This is a genomic window from Tolypothrix sp. VBCCA 56010 (genome assembly GCF_050875635.1).
GTDB lineage: Bacteria > Cyanobacteriota > Cyanobacteriia > Cyanobacteriales > Nostocaceae > Hassallia.
In genome coordinates, this window is the sequence record NZ_JBPAOH010000068.1 from 13972 (window position 1) to 37941 (window position 23970).

Sequence of the window (23970 nt, forward strand, 5' to 3'; positions counted from 1 at the left end):
ATGAATGTTCAAAAATTTTTTAGATTATGCTTTTTAACTTTTGCTTTAATAATTTCTCTGGCAAGTTGTCAGCTTAATTCAAATAATCAAAGCGGCGTTGATATCGTTGTTGCTTCTAAAGGCTTCACCGAACAAGATATTTTAAGCGAACTTTTAGCACAGCAAATTGAAACGACAACTAATTTAAAAGTCGAACGTCGCAGATTTACTAGTGCTTTGGTGACACATAATGCTTTGATTGCTGGTAAAATTGATGCGTATGTTGAGTATACAGGCACGGCTTTTACTAGCATCCTGAAGCAAAAAGTTATTAACGATCCAAAAGTAGTTTATGAGAAATTAAAACAAGCTTACGCGCAGCAATTCAATTTAGAAGTGATGAAACCTTTGGGTTTTGAAAACACTTTTGCGATGATTATTCGCGGTGCAGATGCAAAGCGCTACAATATTCAAACTCTTTCCCAAGCTGCTGAGTATACACCGCAATGGCGTGGTGGTTTCGGCTATGAATTTGTAGAAAGAGAAGATGGTTTTCCCGGTTTGGCGAAAACTTATGATTTCCGCTTTGCTAAACCTCCCCGCTTGATGGATTTAGGATTAATATATCGGGCTTTGCTGCAAAAACAAGTAGACATGATAAATGGTAATTCCACCGATGGACAGATTGCCCGCTTGGGTTTGGTGGTGCTAAAAGATGATAAGCAATATTTTCCTCCTTATGAAGCTGCGCCGATTGTGCGTCAAGCAATTTTGAAGAAATATCCGGAAGTTAAAAAGGCGATCGCTCAACTTTCTGGTAAAATTACTGCTGATGAAATGCGACAATTAAATTATCTGGTTGAGGGTGAATTACAAGATATCAAAGACGTTGTGCGCGAGTTTCGCAAATCTAAGGGTTTAGTTTCGCCTAAAGATAATATTAGCAATTCGTAGTGAGCACTGAAGTGCTCATAATAAAGCACTTAAGTGCTTACTACAAACTTTTTCTCACTGAGATAATTTATGAATATCAATTTTCGCAAATTTATCAAAACATCAGTTCAAGCTGGGATTGTTTCGTTTTGTGTCGCGAGTGGGACGGTTCTTTCTCAAACTCTAACTCTTTCACCTAATTTAATTGCCTTCAACTCAGATGAAGGAGAAAAGTTATTAATTGACAGTAAATCGAGAGAAGATTTTTTCCCTCTCAGCACCCAGTTTATTACTCAAAACAATCAAGCATATTGTGGGGTAGCTAGTATTGTTATGGTGCTAAATAGTTTAGGAATCCCCGCACCAGAAGCACCGCAATATAAACCCTATCGAGTGTTTACTCAAGAGAACTTTTTTAGCAATGAAAAAACTAAACAAGTGATTCCGGCTGAGGTTGTCTCTCGTAAAGGGATGACTCTAGATCAAATAGGTGGATTATTCGCAAGTTATGGTGTAAAAGTTAATGTTTATCATGCTGCTGACACTAGCTTAGAAAAGTTTCGCTCTTTAGCAGCAGAGAATTTAAAACAGCCGGGAAATTTCATTTTAATTAACTATTTACGTAAAGATATTGGGCAAGAAAAAGGCGGACATATCTCACCCTTAGCCGCGTATAATGAGCAGACAGATAGATTTTTAATCTTGGATGTTTCGCGCTACAAATATCCCCCCGTGTGGGTAAGGGCAGCAGATTTGTGGAAGGCAATGTCAACAACTGATTCTGAATCAGGTAAAACACGGGGATTTGTATTTGTCAGTAAAGGTTCTTAAACTGAAAAAGAAAACGTAAGATATGTTATTTTCGTAGTAAGCGCAGAGAGTGCTTAAAAGCGTTACTTAAGCGCTCTCTCCGCTTACTACATAACCCAAAGTGAAAAGTACCTGTTTATTCATGCGATCGCCTTTATATTGAAGTCAAGCGATCGCTCTACCTACTACTTCGCTACAATTCCTTTGAGCCAATCATTATCTTGCCGTTATTGTATAAAGTAATATCTCTAAAATTTCCGTATAATGTTCTGATTCGGATGTTATCATTAGGATAATGAACCCTATTTCTTAATAGCTGTATATAAAGATAGAGTCATGGAAAGTTATATTAGCAGGGGTAAAGAGGAAGATTGCATTTACCTAATTAAAAACACTCACACGAGTTATTCAGAAATAAGCTTTTGGATTGCCCAGCAAAATGTACCGAATACCAATAATCTGGAGTCACAAATTGCAAACTTAGAGTCACAAGTTACAAGTTTAAAGAATGAAATCTCTAACCTAGAATATTTAAAATATCAAATCTCTAACCTAGAAGACGATGTTAGGCAAGTTGGAGGTATTGCGATATTTTTTATTGGAGCGTTTTGTGCATTGTGGGCGCAGAATACTGGTCGCAATGCATGGCTATGGTTTTTCCTTGGATTGTTCTTTGCTCCAATTACTGTCATAGTGCTACTCGCCAAAAATTCAGCCGACAGAAGGTCGCAGAGATAATATTTACTTCGGAATTATTGATGGGGCTTCTCAGTCTCTTAGAGGATGTTTGAAATGGCGATCGCTTTTGGTCAGATTGATTCAGAGGGGGTGGTTGTTGCCTTGGGTAGGTAATTACTGCTTTTGTTGTGATTTGGCAAACTTTTCTAATTGTGCCATGATCGTACTTGACTTTAATTGTAGGGGTTAAATGAAAGGCGATCGCAGACTTTTGGGCGAGGGCGATCACCTTTCTTATTCCAAATTTTAGTATATTTTTCTACTTATAAAATTTTATAAATATTTTTACATAGAATTGTGCTTAAGGAATTGGTGTAAATTTTTGTGCGATGTCTCTTGACTCGCCGCTTTGCGTCTACGCATTGATATTATTCCCTGCGGTATAGATATTCAGCAATTTGGTTCTATTGATAGACAAGCAGCCAGAGCTGAGTTAGGAATAGTAAGTGACACTAAACTTGTGATATATGTGGGACGTTTTGACCCACGCGAGACGGGTAGGGGTGAGGTTTTATGGAAATTATGGTTGATTGACCGGACATGATATAAAACGTTTTTGTTTCAATATTAACTTACAATTAAACCATCCTGAACTCGGATAATCCTTTTAGTTTGGGCAGCGATATCTGGTTCATGAGTCACAATCACAATTGTGATACCTTGTTCGTTAAGTTCTGTTAACAAATTCATTACCTCATAAGAAGTTTCAGTATCTAAAGCTCCTGTTGGTTCATCTGCTAAAACTAAGGCAGGTCTATTAACTAAAGCACGCGCGATCGCTACTCGTTGTTGTTGTCCCCCAGAAAGTTGGCTGGGACGGTTAGAAATGCGATCGCCTAATCCTACTCTTTTCAAAGCTTCTAACGCTCTTTTACGGCGTTGTGGCTTTGGTAGGTTCGCGTAAACCATTGGTAACATAACATTATCTAAAGCAGTTGCACGCGACAGAAGGTTAAATTGTTGGAAAACAAAACCGATTCTTTGGTTGCGAATATACGCTAATTCATCATCATCATAAGTAGTCAAATTTCTACCTTCAAAAATATAGTTTCCAGTTGTCGGACGATCCAAACAACCGACAATATTCATCAACGTAGATTTACCCGAACCTGACGCACCCATAATTGCCACATATTCCCCTTCTTCAATCGAGAGTTGAATTCCCTTAAGTATGGGGACAGTAACTTCTCCTAAATGGTAAGTTTTAGTAATCGATTCCATCCAAATCATAGTTGGCATATTGATTTTTTGTTGATAGTTGTTGGTAGCTTTTGTAGGGTGCGTTAGGAACGTAACGCACCCTACTGAGGGATTATCCTAAAAATTAATCTTAATCACTTCGTAAAGCGGTAATTGGATCTAATTTAGAGGCGCTTCGTGCTGGAATCACTCCCGCGAGTAAACCAACAGTTAAGGATAGTCCAAACCCGACAATTATTGACCAGAAAGAAATAACAAACGGAAATTTGAAAATAGTTGCCGCTACCAAAGCAATCAAAATTCCACTTCCGATACCAATACCTCCGCCAACAGTAGAAATTACAATCGCTTCCGCTAAAAATTGATTGAGAATAGCTGAATTTGTCGCTCCTACTGCTTTGCGAACTCCAATTTCCCGCGTTCTTTCGACAACAGAAACCAGCATAATATTGGCAATTCCAATTCCGCCAACGACTAATGAAATGCCGGCGATCGCTACCACCATCACTGTAAATAAACCGACAATATTTGTAAAGGTGCTAATAATATCAGCTTGGTTAGTAATCCGAAAATCATCATTTTGCGGCGGATAGATATTGTGACGCAAACGTAAAATATTTGTAACTTGAAACTGAACAGCGTTTAACTGTTCTTGATTTCCAGCTTTAATTAAAATTCCATTCACAGAAACGCCAGACAAAGCATTGTTACCAACAAGTCTTGCCGACATACTACTAAGAGGCATAAAAACTAAGTCATCTCGATCCACCCCTCCTTGAGAACCTTTAGACTGCGTTACGCCAATCACTTCATAAGCCTCTCCTTGAATGCGGATTCTCTTGCCTATGGGATCGCCACCGTCGGTAAATAAAGTACTCTCAACTGTCGGTCCAATAACAGCAACTTCTCTAGCAGTATCTAGTTCTTCTTGATTAAAAAACCTTCCATTTTGGATCTGGATATCTCTTACTTGTGGGTAATTTAAATCTGTACCATAAATTGGTGTTGAGCTGTTCTGACCTCCATAAACAATTTGTGCATTTCGTTGTAGGTAGGCAGAGACAATTTGGGCAGATGGTGCTTGTTGGGCGATCGCCTTTGCATCATCCCAAGTTAATGTACTGCTAGAACCAATTCCTTGACGGATATTTCCGCTTCTAGCTGCACCAGAAAAAACCGAAAGCACATCTGGACCCAACGCTTGTATCTGTTGCTCGGTTCCTTTTTGTACACCCTGCCCAACAGATGTAATGGCAATTACCGAGGAAATCCCAATAATTACCCCCAGCATCGTTAATCCGGTGCGTAATTTGTTACTCCAAAGTGTCTCCACCGCCATTGACAATATTTCTAGCAGTGAGACACTAGAGCTACTTTTATGTTTAGGTAAAACCTTAAGCATTTTGTGATATTTATAACTAATTTTTTAAGGCGGACCACCTCGACCACCGCCGCCACCGCCACCTCGACCACCGCCACCTCCACCGCCTCCCACACCAGGAAACACTCCGCCTCGCGGTGTTGATTGCGGTCGTGACCCTTCAGGAAAGCTGAGTAATACCCTTTCGTTTCCTTTCAATCCAGATTGAACTTCAGTATATTTATCAACTGTAACGCCAGTCTTAATGCGAGTAAAGACAGGTTTATTATCTTCTCCAGCCACAAACACACCTGTAGACTTTTGTCGGCGCACAACCGCTGCTGTTGGCACTACAAGAACATTGGATAATTGACCCACTTGGAAATCTGTTGTTACATTCATCCCAGACCGCAACAGCTTTTCGGAATCCGAGACAATTGCTACCTTCACTTGAAAGCTGGTAACATTTTGCTCTACTATAGCTTGAGCGCCAATTTGACTAACTTTACCCTCAAAAGTTTTTCCTGGGTAAGCATCTGCTGTAATTATGACTTTCTGACCAAGGCGGATTTTAGCAATATTTACTTCAGCTATATTTGCTACAACCTCATTTGTAGAAGCCAAGGACACGATTGAAGAAGATGTTGCACTAGATACAGCACTACCTGAAGTGGTTGGCGTGACAAAAGCCCCTGGATCGGCATACTTTTGAGTCACAACACCATCAAAAGGTGCCCGAAGTATGGTGTCATTGATTTGAGTTTGGATGGTTTGCAGGGAACCGCGAGCGGAAGCTAACTGAGCGCGTGCTTGTTCAATATCTTCTGGACGCGAACCGGCTTTTAGGAGCGCTAAAGCCTGCTGTTTCTGCCTGACTACTGCTTGTGCTTGTTCAATGTCTTCTGGGCGCGATCCGGCTTTCAAAAGTGCTAAAGCCTGCTGTCTCTGCCTGACTACAGCTCGTGCTTGTTCGATATCTTCTGGACGCGATCCGGCTTTTTGTAAACCTAATGCTTGCTGTGCTTCATTTACTTGACCTTGGGCGCTGTCACGATCTGCACGGCTTTGGTTTACAGTTTGAAGGGAAATGGCTCCAGACTGGTAAAGTTGCTGATTGCGGCGTAAATCATCTTCGGCTTTACTTAAGCTAGCTTGAGCGCTTTGTAAACGTGCTTGTGCTTGACCAATATCTTGAGGTCGATTACCTGTTTGTGCCTTTTGCAAATTTGCCTGAGCCTCATCTAATGCTGCTTGTGCAGAAGCAATATCTTGAGGACGATTACCTGCTTGTGCCTTTTGCAAATTTGCCTGAGACTCGTCCAACGCTGCTTGTGCAGAAGCAATATCTTGAGGACGATTACCGGCGATCGCTTTTTGGAGATTTGCCTCTTGTTGTGCTATTTGTGCTTTAGCTTGGGTGAGTTGTCCTAGCAGGTTAGAATCATCCATATTAGCTAGTATCTGTCCCTGTTTGACCGTATCGCCTTCCTTCACCAGCAATGTTTTCAGTATGCCTGATTGTTTAGGACTGACGTTAATCGACCTTTGGGGCTTAACAGTTCCGTTCGCCGAAATCTTAATACTTAAATTTTGACGAGATACAGGCTCTGTCAAAACTTTTCGCTGTGCTTCTTGTTTCTGAACAACGACCACTTGGCGATAACCTACGTAGCCGACTCCACCCAAAAGAGAAAATGCAAGTAGCCAAGATACCCAGTTAATTCTGCCCTTTTTCTTTTTGTTTTTCTTTTCTTCTGGGAAAAAATGTGTGGAATCTACAGGCTGCGATGTGTCTAATTTCATTTTTAATTTCCGGTGTAGAAATAACGGCTACCGAGAGGCATTGCTGTAAAAACTTAAGTTAACTATAGTATGATAATTTTGTATTAACGATTTCTTTAATCTGTAGTGTTTTCATCGACACTCATACAAAGCGCGTATATCGTTTTTCTTTTCGCCTAACCCACTTGAAGCTACTGCATACACTCACACATTTTTTGTAGTTGTTGCTTTTGCTAAGAAGTGAAGACTTTTGATATCTATCATATGAAACTAACTCAAACAATCATATGTATCCAAAGTTCTAAACTCATCCATGACTTTAGTCACGGATTTTGCTTTTTACATTTTTAGCTCGACTTTATCCAGTTGAAGCAGTTTTCATCGTCGGGTTGGCGAAACACTTGGATATTTTGGGAACTTCTTACTTATATTATTTGGTAATTGTAAAATTTAATACTCAAAAATTGTAATTTTTGGTATGTAAATCTATCAAACTTTCTTACCTTCAGCGTAGCTGCCTTCTTGCACTAGGTTGTCAAGCCGATAAAGCTAAAGAGTGTGTTAATTAGGAGTCACACACTAAGTACAGCATTTCATTAATACGAGCGCTTTCTTAAACAAAGGCAATAAGAGTGCAATGCCAATGCGTCCCGATGCAATGCCAATGCGTCCCGATGCAATGCCAATGCGTCCCGATGCAATGCCAATGCGTCCCGATACAATGCCATTGCATCCCAATACAATCGTAATGCGTCCCGATGCAATCGTAATGCATCCCAATACAATCGTAATGCGTCCCGATGCAATGTTAATGCGTCAAGATGCATTTAAAAACGTTACGCTTTTACCCAAAACTGTACTAAGACACAAGTGCATAAATATCAGCCTTCTAAAGCTGAACGGATAAAATCTCAATCCGTTGAATTAACATTAATCAAAGCCGATCAAGCTGTCTGAAGCCCAATATCAAAGGTTGCTGCGTAACCTTGGCTTGTTTTGGTCGGTGTGAGCAATAATTGGTCTCCACCATCTTTAAAAATTCCGTCTTGTGCATTTTTCATTGTGCGCTGTCCCTTACTGGCATATGGTGTCTGTGCGTGTACTTGATCCGTAATCGAGTCATCAAAGTACAACTGTGACGTAAACTCATAACTCTTCTGTGATGTCGCATTCGTGCGAACCTTAAAGTGGATATGGACTGTTCTGCCTGGATACCAACCAGGATAAATGGTTGTGAACTCGACAGTTCCCTGAGCGTTTGTCACTTGATACCCGCGCAGGAACTTTTTCCCGACGGTACTGAAACTCGGATCGTTTACATCCGAATAGATGCCCAGCGCGTCACAATGCCAAATATCTACTGTCGCACCTGTAAGCGGTATGCAGCTAGTACTGCTAATCTGAGACACGCGCAGCGTCAGTTCAAGTGGTACACCATCTTTGACTGAACCATCCGAAGGATCGGATCGGATATCGGAGCGGTTGAGCTTCTCGTCTACAAAATAAGGTCCTTCGGTCTGCTCTGGACTGACGATACACCCAGGCTTGGTTGTATCATTTGCTGTAGATGATGCCTGTGCGGTGCTGGACTTTTTAGGTATGCATCCAACCACAAGCATTGCTGTTACCCCTGCCCTAAATAGAGCAAGTGCCTCTCTGCGACTGAGAAGCCGATTTAGTTGGTGATACTTTGAAGGAGTCGCTGAGTCCTGCGGACACGCTACGCGAACGCGATCGCCTTTTTTCATACTATTTCTACGATGCTTTTGTAAAGGGACGTTGTTAACAGAATTGAGCGTATCAATTTTGACGTTATTTCCCGTTTGGAAAGAAGGGCTGAACCATTGCCTGGTAGCCCTATATTTACAATTCAATTTTTAGTGTTTTAAAGGTTTATTTGCAGTGTCACCCCATTAGGAAGCCTGAAGTAACCATCACGCACTCTAACTAATCTCCTCGAAGGAACAATTTCCTCATTCGGAAGAAGAATATCCCCATTGGGAAGTCTGAAATAACCATCACGCAGTCTGACTAACCTCCTAGCAGGAACAATATCGCCGTTAGAAAGTCTGACATCACCATTGCCAAGTCTGACTATTCTACGATTAAGTTCGTCGTCGCGGTTTGAATTGCGTCTGTCTTGGGGAGTTCTATCTTCTCTATAGTTGCGTCTGTCTTGGGGAGTTCTATCTTCTCTATAGTTGCGTCTGCCGTCTTGCTCCCTAACTTGATCGCGTTGAGCAACAACCTGGACTTTTGTCTGAGCATTTGCAGGACCGGAAGTGAAAGTTGGAGCAATTACGACAACAGCAGATAAAACAAGAAATGCGAGCTTGTGTTTTAACATGGAATTAGCTTTTTTAGTCAATTTGTTTTTGAATCGAAATAATTTTGCCTGATTAAGGGCGATTTTCCTGAGGACGAGGCGGAATACCCAGCGCATCCTTTAACTGTTGTTCTGTGACACCCAACTTCGTCGCTGCTGCGGCAAAATCAGGGCGAGGAGGACGCCCATTGCGATCGCCTGGATTTGGAGGATTAGCAGGTACTCCCAAGGCATCCTTTAACTGTTGTTCTGTGACACCCAACTTCGTCGCTGCGGCTGCAAAATCAGGGCGAGGATGATGTCCATTGCGATCGCCTGGAGGATTGGCAGGTACTCCCAAAGCATCCTTTAATTGTTGTTCTGTGACACCCAACTTCGTCGCAGCCGCCTTAAAATCAGGGCGGGGTGGTCGAGAAGTGCGATCACCAGGATTTGGAGGATTGGCAGGTACTCCCAAGGCATCTTTTAATTGTTGTTCTGTGACACCTAACTTCGCCGCAGCAGCCTTAAAATCAATCCGGGGTGGTTTGCGCTGTCCGTTTGGTGGTTGATTAGGTGGTTGTGGTACTTGTGCGATTTGATAAAATCGGTTAGCAGCATTTGCTTGATTGAGTGAAATAAAACCAAATGTGCCAACCAAAACGGGAATCGCTGCCACGGCTAATGTTCGACGAATATTCATTCTCAACCACCAAAAGATAGATTGTTTACATTTTAGGACTTACGCAAAATATCTCTCAAACTCCTATTTCTTCGTGTCCTTCGTGCCTTCGCGGTTCGTTATTCCATGAAGGAGTGCGTAAGTCCTACATTTCTAATTAAGCCAACTCAAAATTACAGTTCGTCAGGGTTTTAAATTACAGTTTTGTAATTTTTGTCATCCGTTTCCAGGTTCTAGAGAGAAACTGACGTTGTTCAATTATGTGCAGCGCAACCAGTGCCAGCAAGGTGTACGATAGCCAAAAATGGAGATTGTGAGCGATCGCCGTAATAGAACGATTTTCCTCGAACCAATTGGGCAACGTTACAAAAAAGAATGGAACATCATGTCCACCTGTGTTTGATAACAAAATGCCGCTAATCGGAACAATCAGCATCAACAGATAAAGTAGTAAATGTAAGGAAAAAGTCTTTATCCATTGGGGTGTTAGTCTGGGACTGCGTTTGAGATACTTTCTCGCCATAACTTGCAGCAAAATAAAAATCCGCAACATTAGTAGACCCAGAACTAATACACCAAATGACTTGTGGACGTTGTACAGAGAGCCTCTAAAGAAAACTTCACGCGGTAAGCGAGCCATCACTATACCAATTAAGTAGATGACGAGAAAACAGGTAGCCATAACCCAATGCAGCTTCCATAACCGCCCAAACAGATTACTTCGTGGTTTTGAGGGAGTTGTGGTATGTGACATAAAAACTTTAGATCGCAAGAAACTAGAAAAGGCTCAACAATGTCAAGCCTATAACATTAAATTAACGTTGTGTCAAACAATGAGTAGAGCTTTGATAGTAGGTGACTTCGATCAAAAGTAGTGGTGTTCATATTTATGATTAAGCCACCTGAAAATGACAGCCTACTTGCTTTATGAATTACACTTTTGTAATTTGAGCCAAACGGTAATGAATCTAGAATGGAACAATGCTTGTGAAGTAATGAATGCTTGTGAACGTTCTGTTTGTCGAAGATGAAGCAAAAATTGCTAACTTCGTCCGGGCTGGACTGAAGGAGCAGGGATTTGTCGTGGACTACTGCGACAACGGTGATGAAGGATATCTGCGGGCATTAGATAATGAGTACGACGCGATCGTGCTTGATATTATGGTGCCGGGAAAAGATGGATTATCGATTTTGAAACAATTGCGGCAGCAAGGTCGGAATGCTCCGGTGATTTTGTTAACGGCTCGGAATGAACTGGACGATCGCCTGCAAGGATTGAATTTAGGAGCCGATGATTATATCGCCAAACCGTTTTTTGTGGAAGAGTTAGCAGCGCGAATTCATGCAGTTGTGCGCCGGAGTGTGGGCGAGCGCCAAAATATTCTTGCGGTTGGACCGCTCAAACTTGATCGCATTACGCGAGAAGTCACTTGCGATCAACAGGCAATAGAACTCACCAGCCGCGAGTTTAATCTTCTAGAGTATCTCATGCGCTCTCCCGGACGAGTATTTACCCGTACCCAAATTTTAGAACACGTTTGGGGTTACGACTTTAACCCCAACACCAATGTTGTAGATGTTTGTATCCAGCGAATTCGCAAAAAAATTGATCCCATTGATCAAACAAACTGGATTGAAAGCATTCGCGGGGTTGGATATCGGTTTCGCAATCCAGATCAAACATGAAACTACCTTCGTTTCGACTTAGGATTGCCCTGTTGTCTGCGGCTTTGGCTGGAAGCGCATTAGTAGGGTTTGGCGCTGTGTCCTGGTTTCAGATTTACAACGCTAAAATCAGCCGCCTTGATGCAGAAATGTTCAATCAGTTGATGCGCTTAACCCGTTCACCCGGTCGAGAGCGATCGCAGCGTTACGCAGACTCATTATCCCATGCTTTCGCAACAAATACAAAAATCCCGATCGCACTGCTGGTGTTAGATGCAAACGGCAACACAGTTTATCAATCCAACTCTTTACCTGCCGACAAAAACGTAAATCGTCTGCTTATTGAGCGTCTTGAGTTGACACCTCTGCCACCGTTCCCTAAAGGTGAACCACCGCCAAAACCCCCCAGTACAAATCCACATCAAGAACAATCGCCTTTTATTCGCCCACTTCCACCTCCACCTCCACCTCAATTCGTCACCGTCGCCACGGCAACAGAAACCTGGCGGATTGGGGCAGCGAAATTTCCTAATGTTCAGGTTGCGATCGCCGTTAGCCTGCAAGCCGTCAATCAAGAGATGGCTAGTATTCGCAATATCTTTATTGTATCAATTCCGGGAACGCTGCTGCTGCTTGCGGTCGGCGCTTGGGTGGTTTCTGGTAGTGCTTTGCGTCCGATTCGGCAATTAACAGGCGTCATTCAACAGGTGACTGTTAAAGGATTAGATCAACGAATTCCGATTGGGACAACGGATGTTGAATTTGTCGAACTGATTCAAGTGTTTAACCAAATGCTCGAACGCCTGGAACGCAGTTTTACACAAGCTTCTCGCTTCAGTGCTGATGCCGCTCACGAACTGAAAACCCCACTAACCATTCTCCAAGGCGAACTGGAACGAACGCTGCAACAAGTTGACCCAGGTTCCCAAGTGCAACAGCGCTTAAGCAATTTGTTAGATGAAGTGCGCCGCTTGAGTGGTATTATGCGGAAACTCTTGCTGCTGTCTTTGGCAGATGCCGGACAAATGAGTTTGTATTTAATTGAAGTGGATATGTCTGAGTTGCTAATCGAGATGTTAGAAGATGTAGAACTGCTGGCTCCCGACTTAGCTGTGCAAACCGACATCACCGATAAACTCACAGTACAGGGCGATCGCGATCTTCTGATTCAAGTTCTGCAAAACCTGTTCAGTAATGCCATTAAATATAATCTCGCCAACGGCTGGATACAGATTCACGCTCGAAAAGCTGAAACGTCTGTCCGCGTCACGATTGTCAATGCATCAAAAGACATAGCAGTGACCGACAAAGAGCGCATTTTTGACCGCTTCCATCGCGGCGATCCTGCGCGAACCCGTAAAGTAGAAGGAATTGGACTAGGACTCAGCCTAGCCCGTGAAATTGCCCGCGCACATCATGGCGACCTCACCCTTGACTCAACATCAAATGGTCAAACAGCTTTCACCCTCACTTTGCCGATTAAATTGGATTAAGCGATCGCAGCTGATAGCAATTTCAGTTAGAAAATGCATTCCCAAGAAATATCAAACACTCTTAAATAAGTAGGCGAAATTAAACGTAAAATAGTGTCCTGGTTTGTAGTGAGCGGTTTACCGCTCAGATCAAGGGTTTCAAGGGCTGAAGCCCTTACTACCTGACAAAGCGTTTATTTATGCCCATCTACTTACATACAAATGCGTGTCACAAAATACAAACAATTTGCATCTGCAATCTTTTCTATTAGTGTTCTCTTTTACAACCAAGTAGTATCAGCCACCGTAACATTACCTTTACGCACCAAAAAAGCAATGGTGGTTTCGGCTAATCCTTTAGGAAGTGAAGCCGGGTTAGAAATGTTACGCAAAAAAGGTAACGCAGTTGATGCTGCAGTTGCCACAACTTTTGCAATTTCTGTAATAGAACCTTTTTCGGCAGGAATTGGTGGTGGCGGATTTTTGCTAATGCATTCAGCGCAAACTGGAGAGATGAAAGCGCTCGATTTTCGCGAACGCGCACCGCTAAAAGCTACTAGAAATATGTATTTGGATGCTCAAGGTAAGGTGCGTGCGAATGTCAGTATTAACGGTTATTTGGCAGTAGCGACACCAGGAACAGTAGCGGGATTGTATGAATTACATCGTCGTTATGGTAAACTACCTTGGCAAGAAGTTGTCAAACCGGCGATCGCTCTGGCGAAGAATGGCTTCATCCTCAGTCAACAACCTACTTGGCGTTCTCTACAAGTTTACCAAGAACGCAAACAAGCAATTCTCGCTAATCCAGCAGCACGAGCAATTTTCACTCGCAACGGCGAATTTTATCAACCAGGGGAAAGGTTAATACAGCGTGACTTGGCAAAAACTTTAGAAACAATTGCCAAGAATCCCCAAGATTTTTATACCGGAAATATTGCGCGGGCGATCGCTTCCGATATGGCAAAAAACAATGGTTTAATTACTCTTGAAGACTTAAAATCTTACAAACCAATTTGGCGGACTCCGATTTGTGGTAACTTCCGCTCTGCTAAAATTTGCTCAATGCCACCACCTTCATCGGGAGGTGTTCACCTATTGCAGATTTTAAACATTATTGGGGACACAGATTTAAAATCTTTGGGATGGCATCACCCAGATGCTTTACATTTAATGACAGAAGCAATGAAAATTGCTTACGCCGATCGCTCTGTATATTTAGGCGATCCCGATTTTGTCAAAGTGCCCGTACAACAACTTATCAGCCCAGCATACGCCAAAATTCGGCGGGCACAAATCACAATGGATCGCGCCAAACCCTCAACTGAAGTCAAGCCAGGGGAGATGGGGAGAGGGGGGGAGGGGGGAATGGGGAGATGGGGAGAGGGGGGGAGTGGGGGAAGACAAGGAAGAGGGGGGAGACAAGGGAGAAATTTTTTATTGTCCACGGACACGTTCCTTAACGGGGGGGAACCCCCGCACGGAAGTGTCCTCCCCCTGTCCCCCCTGTCCCCCTTGTCCCCCTCATCTTCCTCATCCCCCTCATCCCCCTCATCCCCCTCATCTCCCTCATCCCCTCATCTCCCCTACGAGTCTCCGGAAACTACCCACATTAACGTTGTGGATGAACAGCGTAACGCGATTAGCTTGACTTTTACGGTAAACTATGGTTTTGGTTCTGGGGTGGTGGCGTCGGGAACTGGTATTTTGCTGAATGATGAAATGGATGATTTTGCAGCTGCACCGGGAGTACCGAATGCTTTTGGTTTGGTGGGTAATGAAGCGAATGCGATCGCACCCCGCAAAACTCCTTTATCCAGCATGACTCCGACAATTATCACTGAAAATAATCGCCTCCGCATGGCGGTGGGTGCGCCGGGAGGTGGTACGATTATTACTCAAGTGCTGCAAGTTATCCTCAATGTCTTGGAATACAAGATGGATGCAGGTGCAGCTGTTTCTGTTCCACGCATACATCATCAATGGCTTCCCGATGAGCTGCGAACCGAACCTTGGGGTTTGGATGCTGTGACTGTGCAAGACTTACGCCGTCGCGGACAAAATATTAAGGAAATTACGCCTTGGGGTAATGCTAACGCGATCGTTGTCACGCAAGATGGAACTTTAGAAGCAGCAGCCGATCCCCGTGGTGAAGGTTCCCCTAGAGGCTTTTGAAAAGTCAGCATGAAAGTATGCAGAAATTTCGTAGGGTGCGTTAAGGACACTTGTCCTAACGCACCCTAGCTTTTGGTGTGTTAGCTACGAGAGTACGACACCCTACAAGTTTTGTAGATTATTAAATGGACACTCATATCATGTCCGGGCAATCACCCATAATTCATGAAGAACCCCTCCCCAACCCTCCCCGCTCTTCGGGAGGGTGCCACAGGCGGGTGGGGTTCTTTTATTATGGTTATTTATTAGGACATGATATCATTCGCTTGCGATCGCAATTGCGATCGCATAAATTCATACTTTCATTCAGCAACGCCAATTATTCGCCTCCACCACTACTAGGTGCAGATTCCCGACTGCGCCGCAATACACTACGCAACCGACTACCACTATCTGAAGACTGATTTGATTGATTAATTTCCCGTCTCCTTCTTCTAGGTGCTTGCTGTTCTCCTGATGTTCTCCTGTCAGCAGTTACTTCCCTACGTCTGCGTAAGCGACTACCAAGAGAACTTTGTTCTGAATTTCTTACCCGTCGTCTCGGTGTTTCACCTTCATTCCTAGATGCAGTTACTTCTGCACGTCGCCGCAAACGTTGACTTAGCCTACTACTTCTCGATGTTTCACCTTCATTCCTAGATGCAGTCACTTCTGCACGTCGCCGCAAACCTTGACTTAGCCTACTACTTCTCGATGTTTCACCTTCATTCCTAGATGCAGTCACTTCTGCACGTCGTCGCAAACGCTGATTCAGCCTACTACTTCTCGATTCTTGATTAGAAGATGCACTTTCCCCTGATGATTCTATATTTCGCCGTCTTCTGCCAGAAGACGCAGCTACATCAGTATTATTAGATGGTGCATCTAGATTTCTCCTTCTGCGTCCTGGTGTTTCCCCAGAATTATTGTTATCTGAAGAAGCTGCTGCTACTTGCTGCTGTCTTTCTCGTTCTTGCCGTTGTTGCTGCCTTTCTCGCACTTGACGGTTACGGCGAGAACCTGCAATCGAGTAGTCTGTGGCGATCTTAACTTCTTGGCTACCTCCCTCAGAGGGTTTTAATTTCCACTCCCGCGCTTGTCTTAGTGTATCTTCATCCAACTCGCGATCGCCACTGGAACGAGCCAACCGCACATTAGTAACATTGCCATCTTTGTCCCTAGAAACAGCTACTTCTACTCTTCCTTCTGCTCTTCGCCTTCTAGCACTATCTGAGTATTTAACTTTACAATCTTTACAGGCGGCTCGACCATCCGCAGAGCCTCCAGATCCACCGTTGCCTTCGGGTTTTTCTACTCGTGTTGGTATCTTAGGTTGTGTTGGTGCGACAGCTATTTCCCCTCTGCCGCTTCCCGTTCCATTACCTGTACCAGAACCGCTACCATTCCCTATACCAGTACCGCTACCACTACCTGTTCCAAAACCAACTCCGTTACCACTACCTGAACCAGTACCGCTACCACTGCCCGTACCGCTACCAGTTCCATAACCTGTACCAGTACCGCTCCCCGTACCGTTACCTGTCCCATTCCCTGTACCGCTACCAGTTCCATAACCTGTACCAGTACCGCTCCCCGTACCGTTACCAGTTCCAGAACCCGAAGCAATGGTGGAATTACCACCACCTCCGGTACTATCAGAAGAAGCATTACCGGAACCTGTTTGAGTAGCTCTTGAATCTCTAATGTTACCTAGCGCGTTTCTCAAGTTCTCGCTACTTTCTTGGCTGCTAGTCGATGATTGTGCTGTCGTATTGTTAGTTGCGACTTTCGTAGTTTGTGATTCTTGAGGCTGAGTTCTTTCAACAGGCTTTTGAACTGGGGTTGTTTCTTTGGGTGTATTACTTACTAGCTTTTGCGGTTCCTTGGAAACTACCGGATCTTCCTTCTGCGGTTGTGGTCGAGTGACATTGGGTTGCTGCCTCTCAACTTGCTTCTGTACGGGAGTGGGTGCTTGGGGTACGATTGGGTTTTCAATCGGCTTGGGCACTGGCAGGGGTGCTTGTGGTGCAGGCTGAACGTTTACGGGAAGTTGCGCTTGAATTTGAGGAGATGATTGTGTAGATGTTCCCCCAACAGTTCCTTCACCAGCATTCCCTCCTGATGATGTCAAAATCTCTCCAGCACCCAATTTATTATCTTCAGGTTCGGGCTTTTTTTCTTCCTCTATTGGTGTTTCCTTGACTTCTGGCTCTACAAAAGTCAATTCAATCGGTTTCTCATCCAGTTCTGGTACTCGCGTCAAAAGATTACCGATGCCAGATGCCAGTACCGCGACGTGCAGCACCAACGAGCCAACCGTGCTATAGACCAAGAAAGTTTTTAGCGCTTTGAATTCTTTCTCTCGCTGCTCTATCGCAATACTGGAGAAGCTCATAAACTATTGCTATTTATTTTCACTATTGCTTTTCTACAGTAAAACTTTTGATTGCAAAAGTAAACTAATTAGATAAATCTTTTATTCACTAGTTGTGTCAGAGGTGATTTCGCCTTAACACATGTATGTATCAATCTTCATTCACTTTTGGTATAGCTAAACTCATCATCAATAATAAAAAATTATGTCATCAAGCTTTAAAATAGGATTGACATGAGGACTGATTTCATTCTACTGTTTGTTGAAAACTAGTTTCAATACTATGATTTTGTAGTTATCGATTGTTTTTGGTAAATTCATACTGGTTAGAGGCAAAATATGGGAATAGTTGAGTTGTTTGTGGCTGGGGGCGTGGTGATGTTCCCCCTACTGGCTTTTAGTGTGGCTGCGATCGCCTTAATTATAGAACGAATTCGTTTTTGGTATCGTATCAATCAACGTCAGAGTCGGGTGGTACGGGAAGTTTTGAATTTATATCGCTTGGATAATGTGGTAGGTGCGCTAGATAAGCTGCGAAAGAATGCGGATTTACCGATCGCAAGAATGTTTCTCTCGGCTTTGGAATTGGAACAACCTACTCCAGAGGAGTTTCGTTTGGCGTTGGAAAGTGAGGCACAGGCGGAAATACCTGTACTCAAACGGTTTAATAATATCTTTGAGACAATCATCTCCCTTGCTCCTTTGTTGGGATTGCTTGGTACAGTATTGGGTTTGATAGTTTCGTTTGCTTCGCTGAATCTCGGTGATGTTGGTGGTAGTAAAACTGGAAGCATTACAGCAGGTATTAGTGAAGCGCTCGTATCGACTGCATCGGGATTAATTGTAGCTATTTTTACGTTGATGTTTGCCAATACATTTCGAGGACTTTATCAACGTCAAATTGCATTCATGCAAGAATATGGTGGACAGTTAGAACTACTTTATCGTCGTCGTTACGAACGAGGAGAGAAATCATATGCGACTACCAGATGAACCTGATATTCCAGCGCAAATAAATATCGTGCCGATGATTGATGTGATATTTGCGATTTTGACGTTTTTTATCATGTCAACGCTGTTTTTAACTCGACAGGAAGGTTTACCTGTAAATTTACCAAGGGCTTCAACATCTCAACAATCCCAAATTCCCACAAGAATCACTATTACGGTAGATTCGCAATCACAGGTGAGCTTGAACAAAAAGCCGACAACAATTGATGCGCTGACTGAACAAGTGCGTGGTTTAGTTGGTGCAAACCCGGAGGCAGTAGTAATAATTAATGCGGATGAAGGGGTAGGACACGGTAAGGTTGTAGCGGTAATGGATAAAGTACGTCAGGTGAAGGGAGCTAGGTTAGCGATCGCTACTCAAAAACAATAGCAGGTTTTGAATCAAACTAGTTCAAGAGCGAAAGTTTTTCGCTCTCTATTATCATGTTCATTAACAGGGTGCAGTTGATTTTTTTAGAAATTTTTCACGTTTTTCGCTCCAAGCGTCATGCGCTGAGAATATTTAAAAGAAAGCCATTTGCGGTTTTACTGTTTATAGTCGGTCTGATTTTTGCTTTGGTTGTGGGGAGTCAAAGTTTAAGCTCTCCACCAAAATCGACTGAGATACTTTGGGATACCTATGGTATACCGCATATATACGGAAAAGATACCCGAAGTGCCTTTCAAGCGTTTGGGTGGGCGCAGATGCAAAGTCATGGTAATTTGCTACTGCGTCTGTACGGTCAAGCAAGGGGGCGTGCTGCTGAATATTGGGGAGAAAAGTATTTAGAATCGGACAAATGGGTACTAACAATGGGAGTACCCGAACGCGCCGATTCTTGGTATTCTGCACAAAGTCCAGCTTTCCGTAGTTACCTTGATGCCTTTGCTAGTGGGATAAATACTTATGTAAAGGAACATGGTGATTTAATCGATGACTCGGTTGAAGGTGTGTTACCAGTTAAAGGAGAAGATGTACTGGCTCATCTTCAGCGAGTGCTTAATTTTACTTTTGTAGTTGACCCAGAGAAAGTAGCGGGTGTCAGTAGCCAAGAACCAAAAGCTGGTTCTAACGGTTGGGCGATCGCACCCAAACATTCTGCAAATGGTCACGCAATGTTACTGGCAAATCCACACCTTCCCTGGTCAGATTTATATCTGTGGTATGAAGCGCAAATAACCGCCCCAGGCATTGATGCTTACGGAGCCTCTTTGGTGGGGATTCCCGTTTTAAATATTGCCTTCAATGATAATTTGGGTTGGACTCATACCGTAAACACCCATGACGGATGGGATGCTTATGAACTCAAGCTGACTGGTGACGGTTATCGTTTTGATGGCAAAGTTCGTCCTTTTGAGACAAAAACCCTTTCATTGAAGGTGAAACAAAAAGACGGGACGTTGTTGGAGCAACCCCTAGTAGTGAAAAGTTCCGTCCACGGACCGATTGTCAGTCAGAAAGATGGCAAAGCGATCGCGCTGCGGGTTGTTGGTCTTGACCGACCGGGAGTGCTCGAACAGTGGTGGGATATGGCACGTTCCCAAAATCTGACTCAGTTCCAAAAGGTACTTGAGCGCTTGCAACTGCCGATGTTTACTGTGATGTATGCCGATAGAGAAGGGCATATTATGCATCTGTTTAATGGTCAAGTTCCAGTGCGCGAGCAAGGAGATTTTAAATACTGGGAAGGTATGATTCCTGGCGACACCTCGAAAACTTTATGGACGAAAATTCACCCATACAAGGATTTACCCCGCGTTATCGATCCGGCGAGTGGCTGGTTGCAGAATGCCAATGACCCACCTTGGACAACTACATTTCCACAAGCTATTAAAGCAAATAATTACCCGCCATATATGGCTCCTCGTTTCATGGATTTCCGAGCGCAACGTTCTGCCAGGATGTTGGCAGAAGATGACAAAATTTCTTTAGATGAAATGATTAGATATAAGCATTCTACCCGGATGGAACTAGCAGATCGCATATTAGATGATTTAATACCTGCTGCAAAACAGTACGGTCAGGAATTAGCTAAACGTGCAGCTAGTGTACTCGAAGCTTGGGATAGACAAGCCAATGCAGATAGTCGAGGTGCGGTACTTTTTGCGTCTTGGGTGGAAGCGATGGATTTAGATAAGGCGTTTAGTAAACCTTGGAATGAAAAATCTCCGCGTACAACACCCGATGGTTTGATTAACCCTAAGAATGCTGTTGCTACATTAGAAACTGTAGCAGCCAAGGTAGAAAAGACTTATGGAGCGCTAGATGTGCCGTGGGGAGAGGTTTTCCGCCTGAAGTATAGCAATGTAGATTTACCAGCTAATGGTGGGGACGGGGAGCTTGGTATTTTCCGCGCTCTCTATTTTGCTCCCTCGGAAAACGGACGGTTTCAATCTGTTGCAGGGGATTCATACGTAGCTGCAATTGAGTTTTCCAACCCTGTAAAAGCGATGGCACTAACTAGCTACGGTAATGCAACTCAACCGGGATCATCGCATGTTGGCGAGCAATTGCCGATGTTTGCTAAAAAACAATTGCGTCCAGTGTGGCGCGATCGCGCCATAATAAAGGCTCATTTAGCTGAACGCAAGGCGTTTTAAGTTTATTTAAGGCATTAACTTAAGTTAGCGCCTGCAAATGTTGAGCTAAGGTTTGAAGAAAAAGTGCTTGTTCCGATTGGATGAAAAAATGGTCCCCGTTGAACATCTGTAATTTGTAAGAAGCTATGGTGTGCGATCGCCATGCTTCGAGTTCTTCAAGACTTACTTCTTCGTCTTGTAAGCCACCAAAAGCAGTAATTGGACATTCAAGTGGCGCTTGGTGGGCGTAAACATAAGTTTCCAATACTGCAAAATCTGCCCGTAGGATAGGGATGAGCAGTTGCATCAATTCAGTATTCTGCAATACTGAATCCGGTGTACCATTGAAACGGTGCAGTTCTTCAATGAGCTCAGTGTCTGGTAGTGCGTGAATAGGTGGCTTTGGTGACGGGATTTGAGGAGCGCGGGTAGCAGAAACAAATAGGTGAACTGGACTAAGATTATGCTCTCTACGAAGTTGGCGAGCAAGTTCAAAACTGACCAACCCACCCAGGCTATGACCGAAGAAAGCGAATGGTTTGTCTAAATATGGTTCGAGGGCAGAAGCTAAAGTCTCAATCAAGGGTTGTAGCTGTGAGAAAGGAGTTAACCTCATTTGGATTCCCCGTCCAGGAAGTTCGATAGGACAAACTTCGACAGTTGTAGGTAGACTTGTCAACCACGGGCGAAAAATCAGAGAACTACCTCCTGCGTAGGGAAAGCAGAATAAACGCACCGAAGCATGAGGATTTGGGTAGGGACAAGTAACGCAATTAAATATTTGTGTGGTTTGCATAATCAAACTGTCTAATCTAATACTAATTCTATGTGAGGTTGCGCTTTATCGCCCTAGCTGCGCTTAAGCCTGAGGCTCTACAAACAAGGTTGTCAATGAGTGTCCGCTCTTAGCGCCCAAGGCGCTCGGTCGGCGTAGGCGGGTATTTGGGTGAGATGCTACCTGAGGCGGACGTATTCGCTCTGGGATTCAAGATATTCAAAGGGTGTAGGGGGTAGGGGGTGGCTGAGTGGGGAACCCACGTTTTAAAACGTGGGATTGAAACAAGGACACCGTTTTTCTCGCGCTATGCGTCCCCTTAAAAACATCTTTTTTTTAACGGGCTTTAAACCCATAACTAAAGTTTTTTATTTTTAAACCGAAACCTGCAACCCCACACCCCACAACCTGTTTTTTGTAATAAAAAAAGCCCCTGTTTTTCAACAGGAGCCTTAAAACTATTGATTGTCAGTGATGAAAGTTAAAAACTTTGCAAACTAGTCAAGTGGTTTCATTGACATTACTGGTTCGTTCTCACGGTTGAGACCTTTCTCAAATCCACCTGATGCTGCACGAGCGCGACCGGCGTGCCACAAGTGACCAACTAGGAAGAAGAAGCCCACGACAAAGTGGAAACATGCCAACCAAGCACGAGGAGATACGTAGTTGAAGGAGTTGATCTCCGTAGCTACACCACCCACAGAGTTCAAAGAACCCAGAGGAGCATGAGTCATGTATTCAGCGGCACGACGAGCTTGCCAAGGCTGAATATCATTCTTGATTTTTTCCAAGTCAAGACCGTTGGGACCGCGTAGAGGCTCCAACCAAGGACCGCGGAAATCCCAGAAGCGCATGGTTTCTCCACCGAAGATGATTTCACCAGTAGGAGAGCGCATCAAGTATTTACCTAAGCCGGTAGGACCTTGTGCAGAACCGACGTTAGCACCCAAGCGTTGGTCACGAATCAAGAAGGTTAAAGCTTGTGCTTGAGAAGCTTCAGGACCGGTAGGACCGTAGAATTCGCTGGGGTAAGCAGTGTTATTATACCAAACAAAGATCGAGGCGATGAAAGCCATCAAGGACACAGCGCCAATACTGTAGGAGAGGTAAGCTTCACCAGACCAAATTAAGGCGCGACGTGCCCAAGCAAAAGGCTTGGTGAGAATGTGGAAAATACCGCCTGCAATACAGATAAAGGCAACCCAAATGTGACCGCCAATGATATCTTCCATGTTACTGACGCTAACAATCCAACCTTCGCCGCCGAAGGGGGATTTAATCAAATAACCGAAGATTGTGGCAGGGTTCAGTGTCGGGTTGGTAATGACGCGAACATCACCACCGCCTGGTGCCCAGGTGTCGTATACACCGCCAAAGAACGTTGCCTTCAACACCAACAGAATCGCACCACATCCTAAGATGATTAAGTGGAATCCGATGATGTTGGTCATCTTATTCTTATCTTTCCAGTCGTAACCAAAGAAGGAAGAATACTCTTCTAAGGTTTCTGGACCGCGAACGGCATGATATATACCGCCAAAACCTAGTACAGCCGAAGAAATCAGGTGTAGTACACCAACGACGAAGTAGGGGAACGTGTCGATGACTTCACCACCCGCACCAACACCCCAGCCCAAGGTGGCGATGTGAGGTAGCAAAATCAAGCCCTGCTCATACATCGGCTTTTCGGGAATGAAGTGAGCGACTTCAAATAAAGTCATCGCTCCAGCCCAGAATACAATCAAGCCAGAATGGGCTACGTGAGCACCCAGCAATTTGCCGGATAAGTTGATTAAACGAGCGTTACCAGACCACCAAGCGAATCCGGTGGATTCTTGGTCGCGTCCGCTGCCCATTACCGAAGGTCTATTAGAGAGCGTTACCACGCGGTAGTACCTCTTCAGGGAATACAAATTGTTCGTGAGGTTGATCTTGAGGAGCCATCCAAGCGCGGATACCCTCGTTCAGCAAAATGTTTTTGGTATAGAATGTTTCAAACTCTGGGTCTTCTGCCGCACGCAATTCTTGCGATACGAAGTCATAAGCCCGCAGGTTCAGCGCCAAACCAACAATTCCAATTGCTGCCATCCACAAGCCTGTTACCGGGACAAACAACATGAAGAAGTGCAGCCAACGCTTGTTGGAGAAAGCAATCCCGAATATCTGTGACC

Annotated in this window: 20 protein-coding genes and 2 pseudogenes; 10 read left to right on the forward strand and 12 right to left on the reverse strand. The window is 43.9% G+C overall.

What is annotated here, in order from left to right:
- Complete coding sequence (locus AABK37_RS22080; RefSeq protein ID WP_432553674.1) at window positions 1–933, forward strand: glycine betaine ABC transporter substrate-binding protein; 933 nt, start codon at window positions 1–3, stop codon at window positions 931–933.
- Window positions 934–1002: 69 nt separating this feature from the next.
- Complete coding sequence (locus tag AABK37_RS22085) at window positions 1003–1743, forward strand: phytochelatin synthase family protein (protein ID WP_432553675.1); 741 nt, start codon at window positions 1003–1005, stop codon at window positions 1741–1743.
- Window positions 1744–2410: 667 nt separating this feature from the next.
- On the opposite strand, the gene AABK37_RS22090 is transcribed toward AABK37_RS22085, so the two are convergent.
- On the reverse strand, window positions 2411–2689 hold the full coding sequence (locus AABK37_RS22090) for a hypothetical protein (RefSeq protein ID WP_432553676.1): 279 nt from the start codon (window positions 2687–2689) through the stop codon (window positions 2411–2413).
- 129 nt (window positions 2690–2818) lie between these two features.
- On the opposite strand from AABK37_RS22090, the pseudogene AABK37_RS22095 reads away from it, so the two are divergent.
- A pseudogene (locus AABK37_RS22095) lies at window positions 2819–2953 on the forward strand (glycosyltransferase family 1 protein); the annotation flags it as partial.
- A 74-nt stretch (window positions 2954–3027) separates the two neighbouring features.
- On the opposite strand, the gene AABK37_RS22100 reads toward AABK37_RS22095, so the two are convergent.
- The 3 genes from AABK37_RS22100 to AABK37_RS22110 form a co-directional block, all read right to left on the reverse strand.
- Entirely contained in the window at window positions 3028–3699 is a 672-nt protein-coding gene (locus tag AABK37_RS22100) for an ABC transporter ATP-binding protein (protein WP_432553677.1), read from the reverse strand.
- 91 nt (window positions 3700–3790) lie between these two features.
- Window positions 3791–5062 (reverse strand): ABC transporter permease, encoded by a 1272-nt coding sequence (locus AABK37_RS22105; RefSeq protein WP_432553678.1) that lies wholly within the window; start codon window positions 5060–5062, stop codon window positions 3791–3793.
- Between the two features lie 24 nt (window positions 5063–5086).
- On the reverse strand, window positions 5087–6823 hold the full coding sequence (locus AABK37_RS22110) for an efflux RND transporter periplasmic adaptor subunit (RefSeq protein ID WP_432553679.1): 1737 nt from the start codon (window positions 6821–6823) through the stop codon (window positions 5087–5089).
- A 616-nt stretch (window positions 6824–7439) separates the two neighbouring features.
- Between AABK37_RS22110 and AABK37_RS22115 the strand changes: the two genes are divergently transcribed.
- Window positions 7440–7709 carry a hypothetical protein gene (locus tag AABK37_RS22115; RefSeq protein WP_432553680.1) on the forward strand — a complete coding sequence of 90 codons (270 nt, stop codon included), beginning with the start codon at window positions 7440–7442 and terminating at the stop codon, window positions 7707–7709.
- A 37-nt stretch (window positions 7710–7746) separates the two neighbouring features.
- Here the strand turns inward: AABK37_RS22115 and AABK37_RS22120 are convergent, their stop codons facing one another.
- From AABK37_RS22120 to AABK37_RS22135, 4 genes are all read right to left on the reverse strand, one after another.
- Window positions 7747–8676, reverse strand: coding sequence for an intradiol ring-cleavage dioxygenase (locus AABK37_RS22120; RefSeq protein ID WP_432553681.1), 930 nt, complete (start codon window positions 8674–8676; stop codon window positions 7747–7749).
- A gap of 11 nt (window positions 8677–8687) precedes the next feature.
- Window positions 8688–9149 (reverse strand): hypothetical protein, encoded by a 462-nt coding sequence (locus AABK37_RS22125; RefSeq protein WP_432553682.1) that lies wholly within the window; start codon window positions 9147–9149, stop codon window positions 8688–8690.
- A gap of 52 nt (window positions 9150–9201) precedes the next feature.
- Window positions 9202–9810 (reverse strand): hypothetical protein, encoded by a 609-nt coding sequence (locus AABK37_RS22130; protein WP_432553683.1) that lies wholly within the window; start codon window positions 9808–9810, stop codon window positions 9202–9204.
- A 175-nt stretch (window positions 9811–9985) separates the two neighbouring features.
- Entirely contained in the window at window positions 9986–10543 is a 558-nt protein-coding gene (locus AABK37_RS22135) for a cytochrome b (protein WP_432553684.1), read from the reverse strand.
- Between the two features lie 251 nt (window positions 10544–10794).
- Here AABK37_RS22135 and AABK37_RS22140 point away from each other — a divergent pair, with 251 nt between their 5' ends.
- From AABK37_RS22140 to ggt, 3 genes are all read left to right on the forward strand, one after another.
- Entirely contained in the window at window positions 10795–11475 is a 681-nt protein-coding gene (locus AABK37_RS22140) for a response regulator transcription factor (protein ID WP_432553695.1), read from the forward strand.
- Window positions 11472–12947 carry an ATP-binding protein gene (locus tag AABK37_RS22145; protein ID WP_432553685.1) on the forward strand — a complete coding sequence of 492 codons (1476 nt, stop codon included), beginning with the start codon at window positions 11472–11474 and terminating at the stop codon, window positions 12945–12947. The genes AABK37_RS22140 and AABK37_RS22145 overlap by 4 nt, the downstream gene beginning before the upstream one ends.
- Window positions 12948–13148: 201 nt before the next feature.
- Window positions 13149–15101 carry a gamma-glutamyltransferase gene (gene ggt, locus AABK37_RS22150; RefSeq protein WP_432553686.1) on the forward strand — a complete coding sequence of 651 codons (1953 nt, stop codon included), beginning with the start codon at window positions 13149–13151 and terminating at the stop codon, window positions 15099–15101.
- Window positions 15102–15420: 319 nt separating this feature from the next.
- Here ggt and AABK37_RS22155 read toward each other — a convergent pair whose 3' ends face one another.
- Window positions 15421–17475, reverse strand: coding sequence for a TonB family protein (locus AABK37_RS22155; protein ID WP_432553687.1), 2055 nt, complete (start codon window positions 17473–17475; stop codon window positions 15421–15423).
- Window positions 17476–17793: 318 nt separating this feature from the next.
- Between AABK37_RS22155 and AABK37_RS22160 the strand changes: the two genes are divergently transcribed.
- The 3 genes from AABK37_RS22160 to AABK37_RS22170 are packed head-to-tail and all read left to right on the forward strand — an operon-like array spanning window position 17794 to window position 21045.
- Window positions 17794–18447, forward strand: coding sequence for a MotA/TolQ/ExbB proton channel family protein (locus AABK37_RS22160; protein WP_432553688.1), 654 nt, complete (start codon window positions 17794–17796; stop codon window positions 18445–18447).
- Window positions 18431–18835, forward strand: a complete 405-nt coding sequence (locus AABK37_RS22165) for an ExbD/TolR family protein (RefSeq protein WP_432553689.1) — start codon at window positions 18431–18433, stop codon at window positions 18833–18835. Before AABK37_RS22160 ends, AABK37_RS22165 begins: the two co-directional genes overlap by 17 nt.
- A 53-nt stretch (window positions 18836–18888) precedes the next feature.
- Entirely contained in the window at window positions 18889–21045 is a 2157-nt protein-coding gene (locus tag AABK37_RS22170; protein ID WP_432553690.1) for an acylase, read from the forward strand.
- Between the two features lie 19 nt (window positions 21046–21064).
- On the opposite strand, the gene AABK37_RS22175 is transcribed toward AABK37_RS22170, so the two are convergent.
- The 3 genes and pseudogenes from AABK37_RS22175 to AABK37_RS22185 form a co-directional block, all read right to left on the reverse strand.
- On the reverse strand, window positions 21065–21820 hold the full coding sequence (locus tag AABK37_RS22175) for a thioesterase II family protein (protein WP_432553691.1): 756 nt from the start codon (window positions 21818–21820) through the stop codon (window positions 21065–21067).
- A 476-nt stretch (window positions 21821–22296) separates the two neighbouring features.
- The gene (gene psbC, locus AABK37_RS22180; protein ID WP_432553692.1) at window positions 22297–23685 is read right to left on the reverse strand and encodes a photosystem II reaction center protein CP43; all 1389 of its coding nucleotides are present in this window, start codon (window positions 23683–23685) and stop codon (window positions 22297–22299) included.
- Window positions 23669–23970, reverse strand: a pseudogene (locus tag AABK37_RS22185) (photosystem II D2 protein (photosystem q(a) protein)); the annotation flags it as partial. The gene psbC and the pseudogene AABK37_RS22185, both read right to left, overlap by 17 nt.